Raw genomic sequence first — 24,154 nt, 5'->3', positions numbered from 1 at the left:
GAATGCAAGCAAGAGATCGTGGTTTCGTCATCACGGGTGCAGGTTCCGGCCTGGGCGCCGCGACGGCTCGGCGCCTGGTGAGGGCGGGAGCTTCCGTCCTTCTTTTGGACCGGGACATTGCCGCAGCGCAAGCCCTTTGCGATGAGCTGGGAGACCGGTCCATTGCAGTCCGGGCCGACGTCACGTCCGCGGCCGATGTCGAGAATGCGCTGCGGCTTTTCCGCGAAGCCTTCGGCGACCTCCACGGCGCCGTCAACTGTGCCGGGGTTGCGCCCGCAGAGAAGGTGTTGGGGCGCGAACGTCCGCATGATCTGGATGCCTTCGCGCGCACGATCCAGATCAATCTTGTCGGCACCTTCAATGTTCTGCGGCTGGCGGCCGCGGAGATCGCGAAAAACCGCGCCGCAGAAGACGGCGAGCGCGGTGTGATCGTCAACACGGCGTCGGTTGCCGCCTTCGATGGCCAGATTGGCCAGGCGGGATACGCCGCCTCCAAAGGAGGCATCGCCGCCATGACCTTGCCTGTTGCAAGAGAACTCTCGCGCGTGGGCATTCGGGTCGTGGCCGTGGCACCGGGAATCATGGAAACGCCGATGCTTTCGGCCATGCCGGCCGAGGTGCAGCAAGCGCTGGGACAGATGGTGCCTTTTCCTCCGCGATTGGGTCGTCCGGACGAGTTCGCGAGCCTGGTGCTGCACATCATTGAAAACCAGTACCTCAACGGCGAAGTGATTCGACTTGACGGTGCGATCCGGATGGCTCCCAAGTAATCACCGAGTACGCCTTGCCCCTGACGCGCGGCATAGAAGATATGAGAAGAGAAGGATTTTTCGAATGAACCGAGTGACCGCGCCCGCATTGAGCGCAGAAGTCCTGCGAGAAGCCGTGGATTGGGCCATCTCCAGCCGACGCAGCGTGCGAGCTTTCTTGCCCACGCCCGTGCCTTCCGAGGAAGTCGAAGCCATTCTTTCGACGGCGCGCTACAGCGCCTCCGGCATGAACATGCAGCCGTGGCGCGTGCATGTGTTGACCGGCGAGGCGAAGGCGAAGCTGTCCGCGGCACTGGCCGAGCTCGATGACGACCCGGAAGGTTCGCAGGACCTTCAGGAGCCCTACGACTACTACCCGCGCGAATGGTTTTCCCCGTATCTCGAACGGCGCCGAAAAGTTGGGTGGGACCTGTATGGCCTGTTGGGGATAGGCAAGGGCGACAAGGAGCGCATGCACAAGCAGCATGGACGCAACTATCGTTTCTTTGACGCTCCCGTCGGGCTCTTCTTCACCGTGAATCGTGAACTCGCGGAAGGAAGCCTGCTGGACTACGGCATGTTCCTGCAGAGCGTGATGATCGCTGCGAGGGCGCGGAATTTTCACACCTGCCCCCAGGCAGCCTTCCTCAAGTTTCACCGCCAGATCGCCGACTTCCTGGAGATTCCCGTGGGGCAGATGCTCGTGTGCGGCATGAGCCTTGGCTATGCCGACCCTGCTTCCATCGAGAACTCGCTCGTCACCGAGCGCGAGCCCGTGTCGACCTTCACGACGTTTCACCACACTGCCAAGGAGACAAGACCATGAGCGCGAAATCCTACGGAACGGGCCTTGACCGCTGCGAAGCGAACCATGTGCCACTGACGCCGCTTGGCTTCCTGGATCGGGCCGCCCTCGTGCATCCGAAGCGCGTGGCGGTAGTGCATGGCGATCTGACGCGAACGTGGGAGCAGACACGCGAGCGCTGCTATCGCCTTGCGTCGGCACTCGTCGCGCGAGGCATCGAGCCGGGCGACACCGTCTCCGTCCTCGCGCCCAATACACCGGCCATGCTGGAAGCGCATTTCGGCGTGCCGCTGGCAGGTGCAGTTCTCAACGCCATCAATCACCGATTGGACGCGGAGGGAATCGCGTTCATCCTGCGGCACGGCGAGTGCAGGCTGCTGCTGGTCGATCGCGAGTTCTCCGCAGTCGTGGCCGCGGCGCTGAAGAAGCTCGACCATCCGCCTTCGGTGATCGATATCGAAGATCATCTGGCGCCGCCAGGCGAGCGCATCGGCGAGGCCGACTACGAATCGCTGCTCGCAAGTGGCGATCCGGATTTCGCGGGCCGCTGGCCGTCTGACGAGTGGCAGCCCATCGCCCTGAACTACACCTCGGGCACGACGGGCGATCCCAAGGGTGTGGTCGTCAGCCACCGTGGCACTTACCTGATGAGCCTGCTCCAGAACACGAACTGGGCCGTTCCGCGGGCGCCGCGATATCTGTGGACGCTGCCCATGTTCCATGCGAACGGGTGGTGCTTCACATGGGCGATCACGGCAGCAGCCGGTACGCATGTCTGCCTGCGCCGGGTGTCCGCCGAAGCGGTGCTGCAGGCGATCGACGTGCACCAGGTCGATCATCTCTGTGCTGCGCCGATCGTCATGGCCATGCTGGCGGACTCTGCGCGGCACACCAGGTTGAGCCGGCCGGTGCGCGTACTGACCGCCGGATCGCCTCCGCCGATCGCCGTGCTGGACGCGGTGTTGGCCATGGGCTTCGACGTGGAGCATGTCTTCGGCATCACCGAGGTGTCCGGCACGCCGGTGAGCTGCGTCTGGCAGGACGGGTGGGACGACCTCTCGCCGACCGATCAAGGCAAGCTCAGGGTGAGGCAGGGCGCGAGGGCCGCCATGTTCGAAGGCCTCATGGTCGGCGACGCGGACACGCTCGATCCTGTTCCTCGGGACGGCAAGACCGTCGGTGAACTGATGTTGCGCGGAAACACGGTGATGATGGGCTACTTCAAGAACGAAGCGGCCACGCGCAAGGCACTCGCGGGCGGCTGGTTCCGTACCGGCGATGTCGCCGTGCTTCATGAGAACGGCTATGCCCAGATCACCGACCGTTCAAAGGACGTGATCATTTCGGGCGGAGAGAACATCTCGTCCGTCGAAGTCGAGGACGTGATTCACGGACATCCGGCGGTGCTGCACGCCGCCGTGGTCGCTCAGCCAGACCCGAAGTGGGGCGAAGTCCCTTGCGTCTTCATTGAACTGCGAGCTGGCGTTGCAGCACCGACCGAAGGGGAGATATTGAAGTTCTGCCGGGAACGCCTGGCCCATTTCAAATGTCCGCGCCGTGTGGTGTTCACAAGCCTTCCCAAGACCGCCACCGGAAAAATCCAGAAGTTCCGGTTGCGCCAGGAAGCGGGAAGCACGGAAGCCATCACCAGGTTGGCAACTCATGGTTGAGTGCATGCCGGCGGTGGGCCCCGCGATCCAGGCTGGGTACTGCTTCTCGCGCGTCCATCGCTTCGATGACGAGCAGGTTCGCACGTTCGCACGGGTCGCAGGGGACGAGAACCCGCTGCATCACGATGCGGAGTTCGCACGCAGCACGCGATTCGGCGGGCTGATTGCGAGCGGGGCGCACACGACGTCACTTCTGATGGGCCTGGTCGGGTCGCACTTCGCCAAGCGGGGCCACGTCCTGGGCACGAGCTTTTCGGTCGATCTGCTGTATCCCGTATTGGCGACCGAGACGGTGACCCTGGCGTGGGTCGTGACATCCACATCGGCCGCTGCCCGCCGGAAGAACGGAAGCGTTCTCGAACTGGAGGGTTCGATGAAGGACGCGAATGGGCGGGTCAGCGTCCTCGCGTACGGCAGGGTCTTGTTCGGTCCGGAACTCTAAGTCGAGGTCACGCCCCGAGGGGTGACCCGTTTCGCTCGGGCAAGCAGGCGCCTGCCCATTCCTAAAACGAGCTATTGGAGACAGAAATGATCAATCTAGATAGGCCCTCTCGCGGTTGGCCAGGGACCGCCGCCGCAGCAGCAAGTCGTGCAAGCAAATCGGACCCTGGACGCCCTCTGAAGAAGGCAGCCGCGCTCTTGCTGGCGGCATCCCTTTTGTTGGTTGGTTGCGGCGGCGGTTCTTCGGGAGCAGCGCCCGCGGTGTTCGCAGCGCCAGTGGCGGCCAAGTCGGCCGAAGCTGCATGCATGGAATTGCAGGGCCAGACTTTCGAAGGCGCTGTCGTTGCCAAGGCGCAATTTTTTCCGACCGCGGGAGCAGTTCCCGAGAACTGCCTCGTACGCGGCGAGATGCCCAAGGATCTGGCCTTCGAAGTCAGGATGCCAACGGTGTGGAACCATCGAACCGTCTTCATGGGTGGCGGCGGATTCGATGGCGTGATAACCGCCAGCGCGTTGAGCCCGGGCGTGGCCGAAGGGGGTTATGCCACGATCGCGACGAACCACGGGCACACCGGGTCGAGCCTTGGGGGAAGTTTCGCCCTGGATGCCGACATGCTCAACGACTACGCGTACATGGCGGTGGCACGGGTGCTTCCTCCGGCAAAGGCGATCATGAAGGCCCGGCTGGGCAGCGCAGAAGTCGCCAGCGCGAAGATGGTGTACGAAGGTTGCTCCGGCGGTGGACGCCAAGGCCTGATCCAGGCGCAGCGATATCCAGACGCATTCGACGGTGTCATTTCGCGCGCACCTGCGAATGCCTACACGCCGCAGTTCCTCTACTACCAGAAGCAGCTGAAGCAATTGGCCAAGCCCGGCGCAGCCTTGAGCAAGGCGAAGGTTCAGACCATTGCCAATGCCGTGATGGACCAGTGCGACGGACTCGACGGGCTCAAAGACAAGGTCATCGGTCGGCCCGACCTTTGCACGTTCAACCTGTCCGCGCTCAAGTGCACTGGCGCCGAGTCGGATTCGTGCCTGACGGATGCCCAGCTGGAATCGGCCAGGACGATGTACGAGCCCACCAGCGTGGCAGGGGGCCGCTACACATGGCCGGGATTTCCCTTTGGAGGAGAAACGGCCGACCCGGCGCTTCTGCAAGCCTGGGGTGGACTCGGTCCGACGCTGCTTGGCGGCGACTTCATGAAGTACTTCGTTGCGCAGAGCGCGACCGCGGATCCCCTGCAGATCGACCCGGCGCAGTACACATCGCGTCTCGACTATCTCGTCGGCTTGATCGATGCGGTGAACCCGGACCTCTCGCAGTTCAGGGCGCACGGGGGCAAGCTCCTGCTTTGGCATGGCCTGACGGATTGGTTGATCACGCCGCATAACACCACGGACTACTACAACAAGGTGATCGCGTCAGCCGGCGGCCAAGCCACGGCGGACCAGTTTGTCGAGTACTACCAGGCGCCTGGCGTGGATCACTGCGCCAACGGGCTCGGTGTTGGACAAGGCGCTGACAAGGTCGACCTGGTCGGGCCCATGTTCGACTGGATCGAAAAGGACGTTAAGCCTTCGAGCAAGAAAATCGTGGCGACCAATAGCTTGGCAGCCCCGGGGACCAAAGCCATGCAACGCCCGCTTTGCAAGTACCCGCAATACGCAAAGTACAACGGAAGCGGCGATCCGGACGCCGAATCAAGTTTCACGTGCACGGCTCCATAGTCGTCCGGCATGGTTGGAGCAACCTTGCGCTGAGTGCGTGAGCACTCGTGTTGCCCCGGCTCGGTCATCTACGCGCCAAACCGCTACCTCAGTGCGAAGGTGCGTGTCTTCATCGACTGGGCGGTGACGCTCTTCGAGCGCCACGAAGACTTGCGACGCAGCTGATCTTTCCGAACTCCGAGAGTGGAGGCGAGGACGCGCCGCGGCCGCTCAGGGAGAACATTCGACCGTCACATAGTCCGCCGGCGTGTTGATCTCTATCAGCTCGAGGTCGTCAGACTGGCGAATGACGTTGTGCGCCACTCCGGCGGGCTGACTGAGGCAGGAGCCGGCAACGACGGTCACCGGTTCCGGCATGCCGTCGAACCTGAATTCGACCCAGCCTTTCAGCACGTACACGAAGTGCGCCGTCATGTCGTGCCAATGCCAACCGGTCTCCTTGCCGAACGGCTGGACAGCGCGGATGTGCTTGGCGCTGATGCGGCCCCCCGAAGCATCCGCCATTCCGAGATCCCGGTACTCAACATTGGCGCGGGGACCATCCCGATGAAAGCGGTTGTCTTCGAGAGGGGTGAGAGAAAATTTGGATTTCGCCTGGTCAAGCGGCAATGGGCCTTGGTATCGCGCAGTCTTGTTCATCGGATTCTTTCAGTTGATTGGTCAGCGAGTGCTATCGAGATGCGCGGCGCTGGCGTAGGTGGCGATGGGCGGTTGGTCGGATCACACAGCAATCGGCGCAAGAGTCTGGAGCGCACCCCCTTGCCGAGCCGAAGCGTAGGCCGCGTCCATGACCTGCATCATTGCCTCGGCATCGCGCAATGACGCGATCGGTTTTGCACCCGTGCGGCATTCAGAAAGCACCCGCTTGACGAACAGCGGGTAGTAGGCGTCGGTTTCCAGCCCGAGACGTAAGCTTCGGGTGCCGGCGGCAAGATTGGTTCGGTCGCGGATCTCGATCCGATCGGGGCCCGATTTCGCGTACATGCGATCGGACGAAAGGGTGAACGAGAATTCGCGCTGTTCATCTGAAGTGCTGGGAAAGCTGTATCCGGTCTCCACGAGTCCGATCACGCCATCCTCGGTTTGCATCGTCAGCAACGAGTAGTCCTCAACCGCCCCCCGGTGCGTCCGGGAGTTCATGGTGGCAGAGACGCGCGTGATCTCCTTGCCGGTCAGCAATCTGAAGAAGTCTATGAAGTGCGTCGCGACATTGATCGTGGACCCGCCACCTGAAAACGCGGGATCGAGCGCCCAGCCCGCGCCCGCTGCTTCATAACGACCGGGCGGACCTACGATGAACCGGAAGGACATGTAGTTGAAGTCCGACGGGACACAGCCCTCGGCACCGTGGAGTGCGTTCAGCAGATCGCTCATGCGAAAGATGAGCGGTACCGCGCAATAGAGATCGGCTTCCTCGGTCAGTTTCCGCAGCCGGGTAACCTGCGACATGTTGACGCCGCAGGGCTTCTCCAGCGCAAATGGAATTCGCCGCGCGATCACCGCTTCCGCGAGCTTCGGCATTTCGGAATGCCGACCGAACACAAACGCGAAATCGACTTCCTCGCGCTCGAGCAGCTCATAGGGCGACGAGTACAGCGTACTCCCGAATCGCGTTGCGATCGCTTGCCCTTTCACTTGCTCCGAATCAGAAACGGCAACCACCTCGATCCCAGGCGCCTCGAGCGCATCGAGATAGAGTGGGACATGCCAATGACTGGCCTCCAGCAATGCAACTTTCATGGGTGTTCTCCTCTCGCAAATTGCAAGCCATCGCCTGGCATTGACTTCCCATCGGGGCGGTAATCGAATCCAAGAAAACGAAGGGCATGCAGTGCCTGCCCTTCATGCATCGGGCGTCCGCCTTGGGTACGGCAACCGCGTGCATCGGCGGCGCGGCAAAGCGGCGTCGGCTCGGGCGCATTGATGATGTCTACGACGATACTGCCGGGATCCAGCCGCTCGGGATCCACCGGCATGGGATCGTTCGCGCGCATACCCAGCGGCGTGGCATTGATGACGATCTCGAACCCGTGCGGATCGGATGAGCCCGCACGTGTGATGCAACCGGTTGCGGCGGCGACGGAGGCGGCGAGGTCGGCGGCGCGGCGCTCGTCGACATCGAAGATGGTCAACGTCCGGGCGCCCGCGGAAGCGACTGCAAATGCGATGGCTCTTCCCGCACCTCCGGCGCCGACGAGAAGAACGGACTTGTTCGCCGGGTCATTGCCTTCCCACTGCATGCCAAGCACACAACCGAGCCCATCGAAGATGGCACCGACCCAGCGCCCATCCTTATCGCAACGGATGACGTTGAGTGCGCCGACCTGCCGGGCCGTCGGATCCAGTTCGTCGACAAAGGCCAGCATCCGTTGCTTATGGGGCATCGTGACCAGCACGCCGGAGAGATTCCCCAAGGCCCGTGCACCGGTGACGAATGCGGGGAGGTCATCGTCCTTGACCACAAATGGGATGCACACCGCGTCTGCGCGCTGTTCGAAAAAGAGCCGGTTCAATAGTTCGGGCGACTTGGCTGTCGTCAGCGGATCGCCCACCAACCCATAGAGTCGGGTTGTTCCTGTGACATGCGGCATCATGCTTTGGCCAGCGCTTCGGTGTAGCGGGTGCGCACCTCGAGCGCCACGGCTGCAGGCGCGAGGTCCTTGAGGATCATGCGCTGGAAGGCTTCGCCGCAGATCTGGTTGAAGGTTGACTGGATGATGGAGTAGTTCACCATGCGGCCGCGTTTTTCCACCAGCGCTTTCCAGCCCAACTGGTCTTCGGCTTCCGGCGTCTTGAAGTAGGGGTCCTTGTAAGCGCTGGCGCGCGCCACCACTTCGCCGCCTCGCGCGGCGATCGCCTGGGCTGCCGGGCTGGCCATGAACTTGACGAACTCCCACGCGCCGCCCTGGCGTGGCGAATTGCGGTTGATGCACATCTGGAAGCCGTACACCGCGTGCTTGTCGTCGGGCTCCACCGAAGGGGCCGGCGCCCAGGCCAGGTCGTCGGCCACGGCGGCCTTCAGGCCACGGTAGCGGTACAACCCGAAGGTGGCGGATGCGACCGTGCCGGCACGCATCCCATCCTGCAATTCGTTATAGGCGAACTGCAGGCTGACGGGAGTCGCAGCCTTCTTCTGGAACAGGTCCTTGACGATGCTGGCTGCCAGCAGCAGCCGCTTGTCGCTGAAGCCGATCTCCCGGCCGTTGGGCGCGAAGAACGGGTCGCTGTTGCCCGCAACGATGGAGCTCACGATGAACTCCACGAAGGCCTGCGCGCCGCCGATCCCGCCGCTCAGGCCAATGGGCACGCCGTAGGCCATCTGGTTCTGCCTGGTCAGCAGCGGGCCGAGCGCGCTCACTTCTGCGTACGTGCGCGGCGGCGTGGCAATTTTCCCCTCGTCGAACTTGCTCTTGCGGTAGACGTAGATCGGGATGCGATAGTCCTGCTGCAAGCCCCAGATCTTGCCGGCGACGCGGGTCTGGTCCAGGCCGATCAGCCAGTCCGTGGTGTCCACCTTGTCGCGCGCGATCAGCTCGTCGATGGCCAGCACCGAGCCGGTGGACACGAACTCGGGCATCTGGAGAGTGGACACGCGGATGACGTCAGGGCTGTCCGACTTGGCGCGTGCGGCGCGTACGCCGTTTTGCCCTGCGGGGTCCACCACCACGCGCACCTTCACACGCGGCTGGCTGGCCTCGAAGGCCGCGATCATCTGCGTCTGAGCCGACGCGCGCGGGTCTTTGGTGTTGGCCGGGTCGAGAAAGGTGTTGTAGGCGATGGTCTCCGTGGTCTGCGCAAAGGCCCGGCCCGCGGGTGCGCCCAGCATGGCAGCCATGCCACCCAGGAAGATGCGCCGGCTCGTACGCGGCGCTGGATTCTGTTCGTTCGTGCTTGCTGGTTTTTGCTCGTTCATGTTTGTCTCCTGGTTTAAGTGCGCATGTTGTGGACTAGCCTTTGACGGCGCCGGCGGTCAGGCCGCTGATGAACCATCGCTGTGCGAGCACGAAGATGGCGACGATGGGAAGGGAGGACACCACGGCGTAGGCCATGACGTACGACCAGGTGATGCCGATGCTGTCGAACACCTGATTGACCAGGGCCACTTGCAGCGTGCGGTGCGCTACCTCGGGCGCGAACGCGGCCACGGTGATGTAGTCGTTCCAGGTCGTGACCATGCCGATGACGGCGCTTGCGGCGATACCGGGTCGCACCAGCGGCAAGATGACCTTCGTGAAGGTTTGCCAGTGATTGGCGCCGTCCACCTGGGTCGCCTCGTCCAGTTCGCGCGGCACGGCATCCACGAAGTTCTGCATGAACCACACCGTCTGTGGCACCAGGCGCGCGGCCTGCACCACGATGATGACTGCAGCATTGTTCAAGAGGCCCAGCGCGTCCAGCAGGAAGTAGGTTGGCACCAGCAGGGCAACGCCGGGGATCATGGACGTGGACAGGATCAGCAGCATCACGGTGCGCTTGCCGCGGAACTCGAAGCGTGAAGCGGCGTAGCCGGCGGGCGCGGACAGCAGTACTGCGAGCGCAACCGCGCCGACCGCGTACAGCACCGAGTTGAACAGGTCGGAACCGAAGGTCTCGTTCCGGAACACCGCCTTGTACGCCGAGAGGCTCGGCTCGGTAGGCAAGAAGGTAGGCGGGTAGGCCATGACGTTGGCCTCGCTCTTGAGCGAGGTGAACACCGCCCAGGACAGCGGGATCAGCACGACCAGTACCAGGGCCGCCAGCACGGCCCAGGACAGCATTTTTTCGGAACGGCGGATATGCATGATGTTCAGCCCGAGACGCGGCCGGTGAGCCGCGTATAAAGATAGCCAAGGAAAAGGTTGACCCCTAGCACCACGACGGAGATGACCGACGAGGGTGAGAGGTCCACCGAGCGGAAGGCGCTGGAGAACACCTCGAAGCTCCAGGTGGCGGTCGAGCCCAGCGGCCCGCCGCCGGTGAGCACGAGGATCAGCGTGATGAGCGTGAGATAGAGGATGCCCAGCGCCAGCGCGGTGCTGCCCAGCGTCGGCGCGATGTGCGGCCACACCGCGTGGCGCAGGCGCGCGCGCAGGCCGCCCCCATCAATGTCGATCGCCTCATACAGCTCCGCCGGGATGCTTTGCAGCGAGGCGCTCATCATCACCATCACGTAGGGGAAGGACCACCACGCGGTGACCAGGATGACGAGAACCAGCGCCAGCGATGGTTCGCCCAGCATCAGGCCGGGCTCCATGCCCAGGGACCGCATCAGATAGCTCATGGGCCCGTACGAGGGATTGAGCAGCCACAGCCAGAAGCAGCCCACCACGCCCATGGACAGCGTCCAGGGCAGCAACAGCAGGGTGCGCACATACGCAGCGCCGCGCGCAATGTTCTGCAGTGCAAGGGCGCTGGCCAGCCCCAGAGGCAGCACCACTGCCAGCGCGCCGAACACGTACAGCAGGGAGTTGAGGCTGAGTTCGAGGAAGGCCGGAGAAGTGATCACCGAGACATAGTTCGCCAAGCCCACGCCTTCCACCACTTCATAGAGGCGCGTGCGGTGGACGCTCAGCCACAGCACCACGGCCGTGGGATAGAGCGTGACGGCGAGCAGCACGGCGACAGCTGGCGCAAACCAGGCGAAACGCGCCCAGAAGCCCGGCGGTCGGGGATCCGCCTGCGCCACAGTCGCGGCCTCCGCGTAGGGAACGGCATTCATAAAAACTACCTCTCATAGAACATTGTTCCAATGTAGTTGCTTGAATATGCTTCGTCATGCGGGATATCCCTCGATAATGGGCCTGGTGCTGGTGCTACATTGGAACCCTGTTCTAAATACATGGAGATTTTCGTGGCCACTGGCGACATGATCGAGCGCGTGCTGGACATCCTCACGCTGCTGGCCGACTACCCCCAAGGGCTGCCGATCAGCGAGGTCGCGCGGCGACTGGACCTGCCAAAGAGCGCCGTGCACCGGCTGCTTTCCATCTTGGTGAGGCGGGGGCTGGCGGTGCAGGATGAGTACAGCCAGCGCTATCGCATGACGGTGAAACTGGCAGCCATCGGCTTTCGCTTCCTCGCGGCCTCCGGAATCACGGACATTTGCCAGCCCTCCCTGGACCGGCTGGCCGCGCGCACCGGCGAACTGGTGCGCCTCGCGTTGGTGGAAGACGATGCGCTGATCTGGATCGCCAAGGCCCAGGGTTCGCTCTCCGGCCTGCGTTACGACCCCGACATGGGCCAGCCCGTGGTGCTGCACGCCACGTCGACCGGCAAGGCCTGGCTCGCAACCCTGGACGACGCGCAGGCCGTGGCCCTGGTGAAGGCGCGCGGCTTCGTCGTGCCTTCCCGGTTCGGCCGGCCAGTCGTGCGCGACGAGGCCAGCCTGCTTGCCGAACTTGCGCTGACGCGCGAGCGCGGCTACGGCACGTCCATCGAGGAGGGGGAGCCAGGCACGTGCGCGGTGGGCTGCGCCATCGTGGATCCGCAAAGCCGCCGCGCCATCGGCACCGTCAGCGTGGCCGGCCCGGTGGCGCGACTCCCACCGGAGCGCATCGCCGCCATCGCACCCGACGTGCAGGCCACCGCGGCTGAGATCGCCGACCTGTGGCCCAGCCGCAAGGTGATGGAAGCCATGATGGGGATTACGCCGCTGAAAGTCTCCAATGGATAAAGGCCTTCCCCATCGGAAGCTCGCCGGAGCCGAGGCGTCCTGCGCGTCCGCCGCTCCAGGCGTCGTTTTCATTCACAGGCGTCCATCGTGCGCGGCCGAACGAGCGGCCGCGCTGTGTTTCCGAAGGGTCGGCCAAGTCGCGCTCAGCCTGCGCGAGGCCGTGCCCACCACATTCAAGGAGCAAAACCATGCTGGCAGGTGAAGGTGCAGTGGCTATCTGGAACGACATCGCCGAGGCCGGGCGTGCGGAGTTTTACGCTTGGCATCTGCACGAGCACATGCCCGAGCGCGTGGGCATTCCCGGCTTTGTGCGGGGGCGCCGCTATCGCGCTGCCGATGCAGCGACGCAGCCGGAGTTCTTCACCCTGTATGAAACCGCGAGCTTCCAGGTCATCCAGGGCAGCGACTATCTGTCGCGCTTGAACGAGCCTACGGAGTGGACGCGTGCGACCACCGCACATTTCCAGACGACCACGCGATCACTCACGCGCGTGGTGGCCAGCCACGGCGTGGGCTCGGGTGGCGCGATGCTGACCGTGCGCTTCGACATCGCGGACGACACGGTGCGCGACGTTGTGCCGCGTCTGAGCTCGGCGCTGGAAGCCGTTGCGCGGCTGCCGCGCATCAGCGGTGCGCACCTGCTGGGCTCGGACGTCGGCATGTCGGGCCAGCGCACCGCCGAAAGCAAGGACCGCAAGGATTTGCAGGCCCCGGCTCGCTGGGTGCTGTTGCTGGAAGCCTGTGATCCCGGCGCCTTTGACGCGGCCCTTGCGCTGTTGCAACAGTCGACCGAACTGCGAGACGCGTCAGTGGGCCGCTACCTGCACGAACACACGCGGCTGAAGACCGCTTGGCAAGCGGGATGAGCGAGCTCAACTCCCCTTTGGACCCAGAGGTGCGTGCGGCTTGGTCCGAGCTGGCTCGACTGGGCCTTCCAGAGCGCAGCCGCCTGAACCTTGCGCAGCTGCGCGAGCACTTCGCGGCCGAAAACCGTTTCTGGAGCCAGCCCGGCACGCTCGGCGTCCCGAGCGAACTGCAATCGAAGCAGCTGCTCGGGCGCATGGTGAGCATGCGGCGTTTTGTGCCCGCCGCCGCGCAGCCCGGCACCGTGCTGTATTGCCACGGCGGCGGATGGTGCATAGGCGATCACGAGACCAATGAAGGCCTTGCAGGGGCGCTGGCGTTGGCCTGCAAGCGAGAAGTGCTGACCATCGACTACGCTCTTGCGCCGGAGCATCCCTTTCCGCGCGCACTGAACGAGATCGTTGCCGCCTGCAAGAGCCTCGCTTTCCCCGGGCCGCTGTGGCTTGCGGGCGACTCGGCCGGCGCCACCCTGGCGCTGGCAGCGGCGTTGAGCCTCCGCGGCCAGGCGGTGGCCCAGCCAGAACTCCTGTTGCTGTTCTACGGCGCATTCGATGCAAGCTTGGCTACCGCTTCGCACCGGGAGAACGGCGACGGCAGCTGGGGCCTCACCACTGAGGAGATGCGCGGTTACTGGGACGCTTACGCGCCTGGAGCATCGCGCAACGATCCGCTGGTCTGCCCATTGCGGGCGGACCTGCGGGGGCTGCCGCCCACCTTCGTTCTGGGCGCGGCACTCGACTGCCTGCGCGACGACAGCCGCGCTCTGGCGGAGCGTCTGGCCGATGCGCGCGTGCCCAGCGAATACCTAGAGGTGCCGGGCGTGCCGCACGGCTTCATGAAGATGCAAAGCCGTGTGCGTGCGGCTGCGGCGGCATTGCAGCGGGCGGCCGACTTCGCGCGACGACACCATCCCTTTTGAACGAGGAGTTTCTTATCATGGCAACAGTTGAGATCCAGGACGTAGCCAAGTCCTTCGGCAGCACGCAGATCATCCGCGGCGTGAGCATCGACATCCGCGACGGTGAATTCGTCGTGCTGGTCGGCCCGTCGGGCTGCGGCAAGTCCACGCTATTGCGCATGGTCGCAGGCCTGGAAGGCATCGACGGCGGCGAGATCCGCATCGGCGGGCGCCGTGTGAACGGCCTGCTGCCCAAGGATCGCGACATCGCCATGGTGTTTCAGAACTATGCGCTGTACCCGCATCTCACGGTGGCGGACAACCTCGCGTTCTCGCTGAAGCTGCGCCATGCGCCGCAGCAGGAGACCGAAGAGCGCGTGGCCCGGGCCGCCAAGATCCTGGGGCTGGAGCCACTGCTCACGCGGTTGCCCAAGCAGCTCTCCGGCGGCCAGCGCCAGCGCGTCGCAATGGGCCGGGCCATCGTGCGCGACCCGCAGGTCTTCCTGTTCGACGAGCCGCTGTCCAACCTGGACGCCAAGCTGCGTGTGGCAATGCGCGCCGAGATTCGCGAGCTGCACCAGCGCCTGAAGGCCACCACCGTCTATGTCACGCACGACCAGATCGAGGCCATGACGATGGCAGACAAGATCGTGGCCATGCACGATGGCATCGTGGAGCAGGTAGGCACGCCGCTCGACTTGTTCGACCGGCCGCGAAACGTCTTCGTCGCGGCCTTCATCGGCTCGCCGTCGATGAACCTGCTGCCTGTGAAGGTGAACGGCAAGGGCGTTGTGGACAACGCGGGCAACCACTGGACCGTGCCCGGCGTGCCGGCCACAAGCGGGCAGGCCCTCACGCTGGGCGTGCGGCCCGAGCACCTGCGGCTGGACGCCGAGGGCGTGGAGGCGCGTGTGCTGGTGGTGGAGTCCACCGGCTCGGAGACGCACCTCATCGTCGATGCGGGCGGCACCAAGCTCACCTGCGTGCTGCGCGAACGGGTCAGTGTGCGCCCCGGCGACCAGGTGCGCCTGGGGGCGGACAGCGCGCATGTTCATCTTTTCCGCGCGGACTCCGGCGAACGGCTCGAGCCGTTGCACTGATCCCTGCAAGGATCACAAGAGGAATGCCGCTCGTCCGATTCAGTGCTCGCGGCAGCGAGAAACTTCGGATGACCGGCGTTCAAGGGGGCGTGCGCGAGATCAATGCTGCCACGATTGGGATGTCGAGATCCCCACGGACGACGGAATGATCGCGAAGGCGACACCGCCCCTCGGCCCGCGCGGCCGTGCTACGTCGACTGGCAACGCTTCCCCTGTCGACCTCAACGCGTCAGAGCCGATGCTTTTCGACCAAACGGCGCTGGCCGTCATCCGATGCTGACGTCGTACGGCCCGTACGGCCGCATCGCAATGCTGCACGAGCCGCTGGTCGTAATAAGACTCCCCAACCATACCGAACGACCAGAAGGACCATTCGAGGGTCAGGTTTGCAAACTGAATGCCTGTGAGCTACCTATTTCACTATGCTCAATACGCGTACGCTCATTGCGCATGCCCAAAAGGGCGACGGCGCAGGCTGCGACGACCATCGGCACCGCCAGCGCCAGGAAAATCTGTCCGAGTCCCCATCCCCAGCCCATCATGGTTGCGCCGATAAAGCCGCTGGCAATAGCGCCCAAGCGGCCGAAGCCATGCATCCAGCTGATTCCTGTCGAGCGAGCCGCAGTTGGGAATGACATGGCCGAGAGCGCCTGCAAGCCAGTCATTGATCCGTGGAAGAAGCACCCCAAGGCAAACATCAATACGCACAAGGCACCAAAATTTCTTGGTGCGACGCTGAGGGAGGCGAGGAATGCGCCAGCGATCAGAAACGTCGGTACCAGTACCCAGTGCGGACGTACGCGATCCATGATCGCACCGATACAGATCGATCCGATCGGACCGCCGAGCGTGATCAGGGACGTAATGACGACGCCCTGCCCGAGGGTGAAACCGGCGTCCTTGGCAATGACTGGCAGCCAGTTGACCATGACGTACGTGGCGCACACGCCCATGAAATACGCCAAGCACAACAAAAAAGTCCCCATGGCATAGGCTTTAGTGAACAGGATGGCGACAGCTCCCTTTGATTGATCAACGGGCGTCGGAATCCAAAACGTGGCATCCGAGGGGACGCCGGAGCCTTTGTCGATTTTGCGGAGAATTTTAGGGATGGCCGCAAGTCGTTTTCCTTTCAGCGTGAGAAATGCGACCGATTCAGGTAGCCACATGGCTAGGACGAGGGCCAATGCGATCGGGAGCAGCCCCCCGATTGCGATCATGACTCGCCATCCAAATGCTGGAAGTAGCCATGCCGCAACCAGACCGGCAATGGCAGCCCCGCCAGTAAAGCCGCTGTAGACGATCGTGACGATTAGCGAGCGTTTTCTCATTGGTGCATACTCGGAAATCAGCGTAACAGCGTTCGGCAATGCCGCGCCGAGGCCGAGGCCTGTCAAGATCCGCAGCGTGATCAACGTATTGACGTCTGCCGCCTGAGAGGAAATCAAGGTCAGCACGCCGAACCAGAACACGCTCGCGGTCAGAATAAGCTTGCGACCGTAGCGGTCGCCGATGGGGCCTGCAATGAGGGCGCCGACTGCTACGCCGAAGAAAACTGCACCCAAGATCGAGCCCATTTGCGACTTTGTAATGCCCCAGGTCCGAATGATTTCCGGCGCAGCGAAACCCATGATCGCGACATCCATGCCATCAAATGCAACGACCAGAAAAACCAAGATAATAATAAAGATTTGATAGCGCCCGACCGGCCGCTCATCGATAAACGAACGGACATTAATTTTTTGATTCTCCGGCATGGTTGTCTCCGTATTTTTTTGTGTGAGTGCAGCGCGAATCGCGCTGTAGTACAGGCTAAATAATTGAACGACCGCCGTCGATGAGCAGGGTTTGGCCAGATATGTACGATCCGGCTGGCGACGCCAGCAAAATCGCGGCGCCGACGATATCGTCTGGTTCGGCGATGCGATTAGAGGGCGATTTTGCGGCCATCGCTTTTACAGCGTCTGGGGTGTTCAACATGATTTGCGAGAACGCCGTGCGCACCATCGACGGGGCCAAGGCGTTGGCGCGAATGTTCCATTGCCCCCATTCGGCCGCGATGCTGCGTACCACGCCGTTCAGCGCAGCCTTGGCGGCACCATAGGCGCCGAGAGCCGGACTGGCGCGTTCCGATGCGATACTGGACGTCATGAGAATGCTCCCGTAGCGGCGTTCGACCATCTCCGCCAAGAACTGACGGATCAACACCAGGTTATTTCGCACCGTTGTGAGGAGCAAAGCGTCCAGCAGATCAATGTCGGTGTCGGCAATCGGCCCGACCGGGACCGGGCCGGCCGCGTGGCAAACGACAATATCGACGCGGCCGAAAGCGCGTTTGGATTCTTCGGCAAAGCTTTTGACGTCGTCAAGATCGGTGATGTCGCAGCGGATACCTTTGACGTCGAAGCCCTCGCTTGCCAATAACGACGCTGCCGCATCGGTGTCCGACTGGAGGTGGCTTGATACAATGACTTGCGCCCCGCATTGGGCGAAGCCACGAGCAATGGCCAGCCCAATTCCGGAAGTTGAGCCGGTTACTATTGCGACTCTTCCGGCAAGGTCAAACCCCTTGTAATTCATAGTGTTTTCTCCATGTTTCAGTTTAATTAATTCAGAAATTGCAGGGCAGGGCCGGCAAATGTGTGGCGTACTGAACAGGAAGCCCGTGGCCCAAATCTGGATCGACGATCTGTTGGGGCCGGTTGGGTTCAACTGTTATTGCGCCAACACGCCGCCATCGACGGGAAGGATATGGCCAGTAACCATGCTCGATGCGGCAGTAGCAAGAAACAATACTGGCCCGGTCATGTCCGCAGGTTCGCACAGTCGTCCTAGCGGTGTCAGCGCTTCGAATTTCGCAACCGCATCCGGTTGACTTGTGAGCGCTTCGGTCATTGGAGTGCGAATAATGCTCGGCGCTACAGCGTTGACGCGGATGTTATAGGGCGCCCATTCGACAGCCCACGAACGGGTCATATTGACCACCGCGCCTTTAGTAGCCTGGTAGACAATATTCGGATACCAACCGCCGGAAATACCAAGTATCGATGCGGTGTTGACGATTCGCCCGCCCCCGCCATCGCGCATGTGCCGCGCTGCGGCCCTGGCGCAAAGAAACATGCCGGTCATGTTTACTGCTACAACCGCATTCCAATCCGCGATCGTCAAATCAAACGAGGTGTTGCGCCGATTGATACCTGCGTTGTTGAATAGCACGTCGATTCGACCGTGTTGGCGGGCGACGTCCTCCATGACGCTTTCGATCGCGTCTTCATTGGACACGTCCGCAACCGCATGTTGTGCCATCGAGCCTATCTCGTTGGCCACCTGTTCTGCCGCCGCGCCGTTTGTATCTAGTACAACGACCCGGGCACCCGCGCCAGCAAACGTGTGTGCCAGGGCCCTGCCAATACCGCTACCGCCACCAGTAACGACGGTGACCTGGCCAGTAAGGCGAAAATCGGGGAATGGATGAGGCATGTGAATTCCTTCTGTTAATCAAGTGAGGTACTGGGGCAGGTCAACCCGTCACGCTCGTGGCGCTGAGCGCTTCATCCCGCTTCTAGCGCGCCAATCCCCCGTGCGCCTCGACCACCCGCTCCAGCAACTCGTGCATGTGCCGCTCCTTGCAGGGCTTGCGTGGCGGATCAACGGCCCTTGAATTCGAGCGGCGGGCGCGGTGTGCCGGCCTTCAGGGCCTTGATGGCCGAAGCAAGCCCGTCCTTCACGTCTTCTGTCTCGAACAAGGGCATGGCAACGTTGAACATCACGTCGTCGGCCGCCTGGACACCGCCGTTGGCCCAGGCGCGCAGCAAGGCCTTGTGGACGGCGTGGGCGCGTGTAGGGCCGTGCACGAACTTCGCGGCGAACGCGTGCGCCTCTGCAAGCAGCCCGGCATCGGCGACGGTGCGGTTGATCACGCCGAAGCGCTCCATCGTCGCGGCGGGGACGCGCTCGGAAGTCAGTGCCCATTCCATGGCACGTGCGCGTCCTGCGCGTTCGGCGACGCGGTAGATGCCGCCCAGCAGGGTCACCAAAGCAAGCGACTGTTCCGGATGGCAGAACGTTGCGCTTTCGGCGGCAAAGATGACATCGGCGCGCAACGCCAGCTCGAAACCACCGCCGGCGCACAAGCCGTGCACCACCGCGATGACAGGCAAGGGCAGGCGTTCGAAGCGATTGAAGACGTCCATGTAACCCTCGAAGCGCGCACGCAGCTGGCGGGGGGGAGCGTCGGGCCACGGCATGATGTCGCCGCCAAAGCTGAAGTTCTCGCCTTCGGCGCGCACCAGCACGACGCGCGCGTCACTGCGTTCAATCGCGTTGATCGCCGTGGCCAGTTCGTCAACCATCTGGTCGCCGATGCGATTTTGCGGTGGGCGATCGAGAATGATCGTGGCAATGCCGTGCTCGATGGTATGGGTGAGATGAGACATGTCGGGCTCCTGCGTTGTCGCAAGTTGGGGTTACGCGAGGTGTTCCTTGAACCAGTCCAGCGCGGCAGCACTGGATTGATCGAATCTGGTGATGTACGGATCGAAGTGGCCGCCGGGGATCGTCACAAGGCGCTTCGGCTGAAGGGCGCGCTCGTAGGCGGCCAGCTCGAGATCGGTCAGCGTGATCGTGTCCTGCAGCGCGACGATCATCAGCAACGGCGTGGGAGACACGCGTGCAATCCACGCGCCCGGTTCGTACATGCGCGCGGCGCGCGTCGAGCGCACCGTGACGCTGTTCTCCCAGGCGCCGTCGGGCACGGGCTGCAGATAGAACTCGATGGCGTCCTTGGCGCGGTACGAAGCAGGGACGGCCGGATCGGCGCTGACGATCGTCTGCCGGCGCGGCGGCTCGCCGCGCGCCTGCGCGCGTTCGTCCGCCGAGAAGGCCTCCTCGATGGCGGCGACGGCGTCGGGCGGAATGCGGCGCAGTCCTTGCTCGAAGCCGCTGATCGTCGGCACCTGCGTGACGACCGCGCGCAAGCGGCGTTCGGTTGCGCCAAGCACGAGTGCGTGGCCGCCGGAATAGCTCGTGCCCCACAAGCCGATGCGCTTCGCATCGACGACGTCCTGGTGTTCGAGGAAGCTGATCGCGCGCCGCCAATCGGCGATCTGACGCCATGGGTCGATATCCTGGCGCGGCGTGCCGTCGCTGGCGCCGAAGTTGCGGTGATCGTGCAGGAGGACGACAAAGCCGTTGGAGGCGAATTTCTCGGCGAATCGCTCCAAGCCGTGCTCCTTCACGCCTGCGTAGCCATGCGCCATGGTGATGGTGGGATGGGGCCCGGTGCCGCCGGTGGGCACATAGAGCCAGCCGCGCAGCGTGACGCCGCCCTCGGCTTCGAATGCGATATCGGTACGTTGAAACATGGGAGTTCTCCTTGTAGAAAGATGTCAGGCGACGCCGTAAAAGTGACTCGCATCGACCTTGCCTTGCAGGCGGCGACCGAGTTCCGCGGAAAATTTCCGGCCGCCATCAAGCGGCCGGCGATGAATCGCTGCGTGCACGATCTCGCTCGACGCCAAGTCAATCACCCGGTCGCTCAAGCGTGAAGAGCTGTCCCGCGCAGATTTCGAAGTAGTCGGCCGGCCCACCGCCGCGCAGGATCGGGCGCGCCTGCGCAGTCTGGTAAACGCCGTTCGTGATCAGCTGCCGGTCAATGTGGATCGCTACTGCTTCGCCTAACACCAGCCACGCCGGGAGCGCCGCGCCGCCCTGCGCCTCAAGCTGCACGATCTGGGTGACCACGCACTCGAACTGCACCGGGCTAGCCGCAACGCGCGCTGGCCGCACCTTGGCGGAGGGCAGCGTCTCCAGCTTGGCCAACTCGAACTCATCGACGTGCGCGGGCGCCATTACCGCGGAGGCGTTCATCGCCTCGGCGAGCTCTCGCGTCGCCAGATTCCATACGAACTCGCCGGTGTCACGCGCGTTGGCGAGCGAGTCCTTCGCACCAAGCGAGCAAAAGCCGACGATCGGCGGCTTGTAGCTGAACAGGTTGAAGAAGCTGTAGGGCGCAAGGTTGCGCACGCCGTCGTTAGAGACTGTGCTGATCCAGCCAATCGGTCGCGGAGCGACGATGGCGTTGAGCGGATCGTGACGCAGGGAATGCCCTTGCGCCGGTTCGTAGAAATGCCAGTCGGTCATAGCTTTACTTCTTTTGGGGCGGGAGCAAGGAATGCAGCCTCCAACGCTTCGGGCTCGGTGCGCGTCCGCGGCACCAGGGCGGGGGTGGTGGCTGTATTCATTTCGATACCCGTCCAGAGAATGGTGTCGGATCAAAGCCAGATAAGGCCCACGCCTGAGAAACGAACGAGACATCCGTTTCAAGTCAATTTCGCTGTCCCGTTTCCAAGGAACAGGGCAGCTTCGTCCTTCTTACTTGTTTACCCAAGGCATAGAGAGGTCGATGTCAGAGACCAGCTTTCCACCGCCGAAGCTCATGTTCTCCAACGGAATGGCATACATCATCAGGCTGATATCGTCTTTGCTGACGCCAACCTTTTCTACTGCGTATCGGGTAACCAACTCCGCGAGCTTGCGTTTCTGCTCTACCGTCCTGCTCGTACCGAACGTCACCGTTATGACCATGCGCTTGTCGGATCTCTCCATGGCAGGAAAGGTCGGATGGATGAAGAATTCATCGTCCTTGTGCTCACTGATGATGACGAAACGGTCATCCATAGGCGTATCCAAGGCTTCATGAAGAGCGAGATTCAAGGCATCCGCCAGGGACCGCTTCTCTTCGCTGGAGAACTTTTGAGCCGGAATGTGGGCGTGAAATGTTGGCACGAGTGTTTCCTCGGTTGTGTTGTTCAGGTTAAATGAGGCGATGAAGTTGGATGTTTTCCCGGCTTAGCTAAAGAAGTCCTGACCGAGTGTTCCTGCGAGCCGCTCCTCGAGGCCAGATGAGAATTCACGAACGACGGGAAACGGGCTCTGAAAGAGCTTGATGTTGTTGATGAGGCCAGACTCATTCCGAGTGATGATGGTGGTGCCGGCGACCGGCTTACCACCGTGGGTGGCATCCCACTCAAGGTAAGTCTTCGCACCGTCGACCGTCTCCGCAGTGAACACGAAGTCTTCGTACATCGTGCTCGTCGCGGTAAAGAACGCCCCGATGAGTGCCGGGCCGACCACGGCCTTGCTGAGGGCTGAGGTCTGAAGGCTGGCGTCAGCGGTGAACGACGCCGCGAAGTCGCTCGTTCCTTTCTTCTTGACGATTTGCATCCATGCCGTTCCCGGCGCGTTGGTGTCAGTAGTCATTGCCATCTCCTAGGTTGATCTCGGTAGTCGTTGCGATATTCCCATCGCATGTCTACGACCTCTATTTCTCGAGGTGCCCGACGAGAAACTCGCCGGCTCGCTGCAGCGCGTCGTGGGCCTGAGGCAAAGAGCCTGTCTGAATGTGCCAAACGTGCAGCATCTCCGGCCAGACCTCAAGGTGCGACTCGCCGCCGGCCGCGCGCACCTTTCGGTCAATTTCAATGGCGTCGTCGAGAAGTACTTCGTCGCTTCCGACATGGATGAGCAGTGGAGGAAAACCGTGCATGTCGGCGAACACGGGTGAGATGCGCGGATTCTTCAAATCGTGGTTGCCAGCGTAAGCCCCGACCATCTCCCGCATCGCACTCGCGTTGACCATTGGGTCGCGGTCGGCCAACTGCGTCAACGAGGGCAGCGTCAGCGTTAAGTCTGCCCATGGGCTGATCAGTAGCGCTGCTCGCGCGTCCTTGTGGCCCTTCGAGGATGCATAGGCAAGAACGTTGAGAACCATGCCACCGCCACTGGAGTCTCCTGCCACGGCGAACGGCTTGCCAAGCGCACGCACTGCTTCGTAGCCGCGGATGGACTCGTCGTAGGACGCCGGAAATGGGTGCTCAGGTGCCTTGGAGTGGTCCAGGACGATGACCTGGGACTTTGCCGCTCGAGACAACTCTCCGAGCATGCCCAGATGCGAGGCAGGAGAGCCAGCCACCCAGCCACCACCGTGGAAATGGTAGATGACTCGGTCTTTGGATGCTCCGGGGGCCGTAATCGCCACCGCGGCTACGCCACCGAGTTCGATCGGCTCGACGGCTAGGTCAGCCGCCGGCGGGTTTGCTTGTGAAATTGCCTCCATGCCAGCGCGGAGCGCTTCGATGGTGCCTACGGGAGTCGCAACGGCGAAGGCGAACATCGCATCCCGGAGCTTGCGGATGGAAGATGAATCGTAGGTCATGGGTCAGCTCACTTCACGTCGAGGAAGGTCGCCGGTACCCAGTCGTAGCCAGCGCCGGCGTCGGCTTTGCGAAGACGGCCCAAGCCCGGGAACGGCATGTGGGCGGCGGCAATCATCGTCTTGTCCGCGGCGAGTTTCACAAGAAGGTCTTCACGCGTTTTGATGGCCGTCGGGCCGTCTGAGTCGAAGGCGATGCCGATTTCCGGGTGCGGCATCTGGACGGCGAGGACGTGAGCGGTGTCACCCCAGACCAGCAGCGACTGACCCTTTGAGGAAATCATGTAGCCGGTGTGACCGGGCGTATGGCCGGGAATGGCATACGGTGCGATGCCGGGGACGATTTCGTCCATGCCTTCGTACGGCTTCCACTTGCCGGCAGCGATGTAAGGCGCGGCGGCATCCTGTGCCACCTTGAAGAAGATTTTTGCGTCTTCCGGGGCCTTGGCCATGATTTCCTTCGACAGCCAGAAGTCGGCGTCGGCCTTCTTCATCATCACGGTCGCATTCGGGAAGACGCGTTTCCCGTTTTTGTAGATTCCGCCAGCATGGTCGGCGTGAAGATGGGTCAGCAGCACCAGGTCAACCTGCTCCGGCTTGTAGCCGGAGGCTTTCAAGTTCTGCACGAGCTTGCCCAGCGCGGGTGGGCCCCAGTGGCCGCCTGCACCCGTATCGATGAGAACGAGCTTGGAGCCGGTGTTGACGAGGAAGCCTTGGACGGTGGCCGAGACATTCTTGGGATCGTTTTGGAAGGAGCGCGCCAGGAGAGACTGGATGAGCGCCGGATCGCCATGCAGGAGGCTGGAGTCAATGCCGGCGCTGCCGTCATGGAGCGCGGTGACTTCATAGTCGCCAATCATCGCGCGATAGAAGCCCGGAACCTGCTTGTGCTGCATCGGCGCTGCAGCTTGGGCCGGTGCTACCGCAACGAAGGTGCCAGCGAATGCCAGCGATACCGCGAGCACGGCACGCGAAGTGATGGTGGAGAATTTCATAGTGTTTCCTAACGATCTGCCAAGATCTCTACGGCACTTG

Annotated in this window: 25 protein-coding genes; 9 read left to right on the top strand and 16 right to left on the bottom strand. The window is 62.7% G+C overall.

Features of this window, described 5'->3' with window-relative positions; all coding sequences use genetic code 11:
• Positions 1-2 precede the first annotated feature (2 nt).
• The 5 genes from ASC92_RS20855 (at position 3) to ASC92_RS20835 (ending at position 5,393) form a co-directional block, all read left to right on the top strand.
• On the top strand, positions 3-770 hold the full coding sequence (locus tag ASC92_RS20855; RefSeq protein WP_056519363.1) for an SDR family NAD(P)-dependent oxidoreductase: 768 nt from the start codon (positions 3-5) through the stop codon (positions 768-770).
• 64 nt (positions 771-834) lie between these two features.
• Positions 835-1,575, top strand: a complete 741-nt coding sequence (locus tag ASC92_RS20850; protein ID WP_056519359.1) for a nitroreductase — start codon at positions 835-837, stop codon at positions 1,573-1,575.
• Positions 1,572-3,224, top strand: coding sequence for an AMP-binding protein (locus ASC92_RS20845; RefSeq protein ID WP_056519356.1), 1,653 nt, complete (start codon positions 1,572-1,574; stop codon positions 3,222-3,224). Before ASC92_RS20850 ends, ASC92_RS20845 begins: the two co-directional genes overlap by 4 nt.
• Positions 3,217-3,666 (top strand): MaoC family dehydratase, encoded by a 450-nt coding sequence (locus ASC92_RS20840; protein WP_056519353.1) that lies wholly within the window; start codon positions 3,217-3,219, stop codon positions 3,664-3,666. Before ASC92_RS20845 ends, ASC92_RS20840 begins: the two co-directional genes overlap by 8 nt.
• A 197-nt stretch (positions 3,667-3,863) precedes the next feature.
• Positions 3,864-5,393, top strand: a complete 1,530-nt coding sequence (locus ASC92_RS20835; RefSeq protein WP_235505923.1) for a tannase/feruloyl esterase family alpha/beta hydrolase — start codon at positions 3,864-3,866, stop codon at positions 5,391-5,393.
• Between the two features lie 210 nt (positions 5,394-5,603).
• Here ASC92_RS20835 and ASC92_RS20830 read toward each other — a convergent pair whose 3' ends face one another.
• From ASC92_RS20830 to ASC92_RS20805, 6 genes are all read right to left on the bottom strand, one after another.
• Entirely contained in the window at positions 5,604-6,032 is a 429-nt protein-coding gene (locus ASC92_RS20830; RefSeq protein WP_056519348.1) for a cupin domain-containing protein, read from the bottom strand.
• 81 nt (positions 6,033-6,113) lie between these two features.
• Complete coding sequence (locus ASC92_RS20825; protein ID WP_056519345.1) at positions 6,114-7,133, bottom strand: Gfo/Idh/MocA family protein; 1,020 nt, start codon at positions 7,131-7,133, stop codon at positions 6,114-6,116.
• The gene (locus ASC92_RS20820) at positions 7,130-7,987 is read right to left on the bottom strand and encodes a shikimate dehydrogenase family protein (protein WP_056519342.1); all 858 of its coding nucleotides are present in this window, start codon (positions 7,985-7,987) and stop codon (positions 7,130-7,132) included. Before ASC92_RS20820 ends, ASC92_RS20825 begins: the two co-directional genes overlap by 4 nt.
• Positions 7,984-9,306, bottom strand: coding sequence for an extracellular solute-binding protein (locus ASC92_RS20815; protein WP_056519339.1), 1,323 nt, complete (start codon positions 9,304-9,306; stop codon positions 7,984-7,986). The genes ASC92_RS20820 and ASC92_RS20815 overlap by 4 nt, the downstream gene beginning before the upstream one ends.
• A gap of 34 nt (positions 9,307-9,340) precedes the next feature.
• Complete coding sequence (locus tag ASC92_RS20810; protein WP_056519336.1) at positions 9,341-10,150, bottom strand: carbohydrate ABC transporter permease; 810 nt, start codon at positions 10,148-10,150, stop codon at positions 9,341-9,343.
• A gap of 29 nt (positions 10,151-10,179) precedes the next feature.
• Entirely contained in the window at positions 10,180-11,091 is a 912-nt protein-coding gene (locus tag ASC92_RS20805) for a carbohydrate ABC transporter permease (protein WP_056519333.1), read from the bottom strand.
• Positions 11,092-11,211: 120 nt separating this feature from the next.
• Here ASC92_RS20805 and ASC92_RS20800 point away from each other — a divergent pair, with 120 nt between their 5' ends.
• The 4 genes from ASC92_RS20800 to ASC92_RS20785 all read left to right on the top strand — a co-directional run bounded on the left by ASC92_RS20800 (position 11,212) and on the right by ASC92_RS20785 (position 14,907).
• Complete coding sequence (locus ASC92_RS20800; RefSeq protein WP_200936013.1) at positions 11,212-12,045, top strand: IclR family transcriptional regulator; 834 nt, start codon at positions 11,212-11,214, stop codon at positions 12,043-12,045.
• Positions 12,046-12,233: 188 nt separating this feature from the next.
• Positions 12,234-12,911: a hypothetical protein gene (locus ASC92_RS20795; RefSeq protein ID WP_056519330.1), complete on the top strand. Its 678-nt coding sequence runs from the start codon at positions 12,234-12,236 to the stop codon at positions 12,909-12,911.
• Entirely contained in the window at positions 12,908-13,828 is a 921-nt protein-coding gene (locus tag ASC92_RS20790) for an alpha/beta hydrolase (protein WP_056519326.1), read from the top strand. Before ASC92_RS20795 ends, ASC92_RS20790 begins: the two co-directional genes overlap by 4 nt.
• Positions 13,829-13,845: 17 nt before the next feature.
• Positions 13,846-14,907: an ABC transporter ATP-binding protein gene (locus ASC92_RS20785; RefSeq protein ID WP_056519324.1), complete on the top strand. Its 1,062-nt coding sequence runs from the start codon at positions 13,846-13,848 to the stop codon at positions 14,905-14,907.
• A gap of 380 nt (positions 14,908-15,287) precedes the next feature.
• Here ASC92_RS20785 and ASC92_RS20780 read toward each other — a convergent pair whose 3' ends face one another.
• The 10 genes from ASC92_RS20780 to ASC92_RS20740 form a co-directional block, all read right to left on the bottom strand.
• Complete coding sequence (locus ASC92_RS20780; protein WP_056519321.1) at positions 15,288-16,664, bottom strand: MFS transporter; 1,377 nt, start codon at positions 16,662-16,664, stop codon at positions 15,288-15,290.
• Positions 16,665-16,719: 55 nt separating this feature from the next.
• On the bottom strand, positions 16,720-17,487 hold the full coding sequence (locus tag ASC92_RS20775; protein WP_056519318.1) for an SDR family NAD(P)-dependent oxidoreductase: 768 nt from the start codon (positions 17,485-17,487) through the stop codon (positions 16,720-16,722).
• Positions 17,488-17,622: 135 nt separating this feature from the next.
• On the bottom strand, positions 17,623-18,387 hold the full coding sequence (locus ASC92_RS28180; protein ID WP_082519661.1) for an SDR family NAD(P)-dependent oxidoreductase: 765 nt from the start codon (positions 18,385-18,387) through the stop codon (positions 17,623-17,625).
• A 167-nt stretch (positions 18,388-18,554) separates the two neighbouring features.
• A complete protein-coding gene (locus ASC92_RS20770; protein ID WP_056519315.1) occupies positions 18,555-19,343 on the bottom strand; it encodes an enoyl-CoA hydratase/isomerase family protein in 789 nt (262 codons plus the stop codon).
• 30 nt (positions 19,344-19,373) lie between these two features.
• Positions 19,374-20,270: an alpha/beta hydrolase gene (locus ASC92_RS20765; RefSeq protein ID WP_056519311.1), complete on the bottom strand. Its 897-nt coding sequence runs from the start codon at positions 20,268-20,270 to the stop codon at positions 19,374-19,376.
• Between the two features lie 157 nt (positions 20,271-20,427).
• Positions 20,428-21,048, bottom strand: a complete 621-nt coding sequence (locus ASC92_RS20760; RefSeq protein ID WP_056519309.1) for a flavin reductase family protein — start codon at positions 21,046-21,048, stop codon at positions 20,428-20,430.
• A 231-nt stretch (positions 21,049-21,279) separates the two neighbouring features.
• A complete protein-coding gene (locus ASC92_RS20755; protein WP_056519306.1) occupies positions 21,280-21,693 on the bottom strand; it encodes a tautomerase family protein in 414 nt (137 codons plus the stop codon).
• Between the two features lie 63 nt (positions 21,694-21,756).
• Positions 21,757-22,167: a hypothetical protein gene (locus ASC92_RS20750; RefSeq protein ID WP_056519302.1), complete on the bottom strand. Its 411-nt coding sequence runs from the start codon at positions 22,165-22,167 to the stop codon at positions 21,757-21,759.
• A 61-nt stretch (positions 22,168-22,228) separates the two neighbouring features.
• Positions 22,229-23,122, bottom strand: coding sequence for an alpha/beta hydrolase (locus tag ASC92_RS20745; RefSeq protein ID WP_056519300.1), 894 nt, complete (start codon positions 23,120-23,122; stop codon positions 22,229-22,231).
• A gap of 8 nt (positions 23,123-23,130) precedes the next feature.
• The gene (locus tag ASC92_RS20740; RefSeq protein ID WP_056519297.1) at positions 23,131-24,114 is read right to left on the bottom strand and encodes an MBL fold metallo-hydrolase; all 984 of its coding nucleotides are present in this window, start codon (positions 24,112-24,114) and stop codon (positions 23,131-23,133) included.
• Between the last annotated feature and the right edge of the window lie 40 nt (positions 24,115-24,154).

The organism is Variovorax sp. Root411, assembly GCF_001425205.1.
Lineage (GTDB): Bacteria > Pseudomonadota > Gammaproteobacteria > Burkholderiales > Burkholderiaceae_C > Variovorax.
This window is presented reverse-complemented; position numbering and strand designations above follow the sequence as displayed.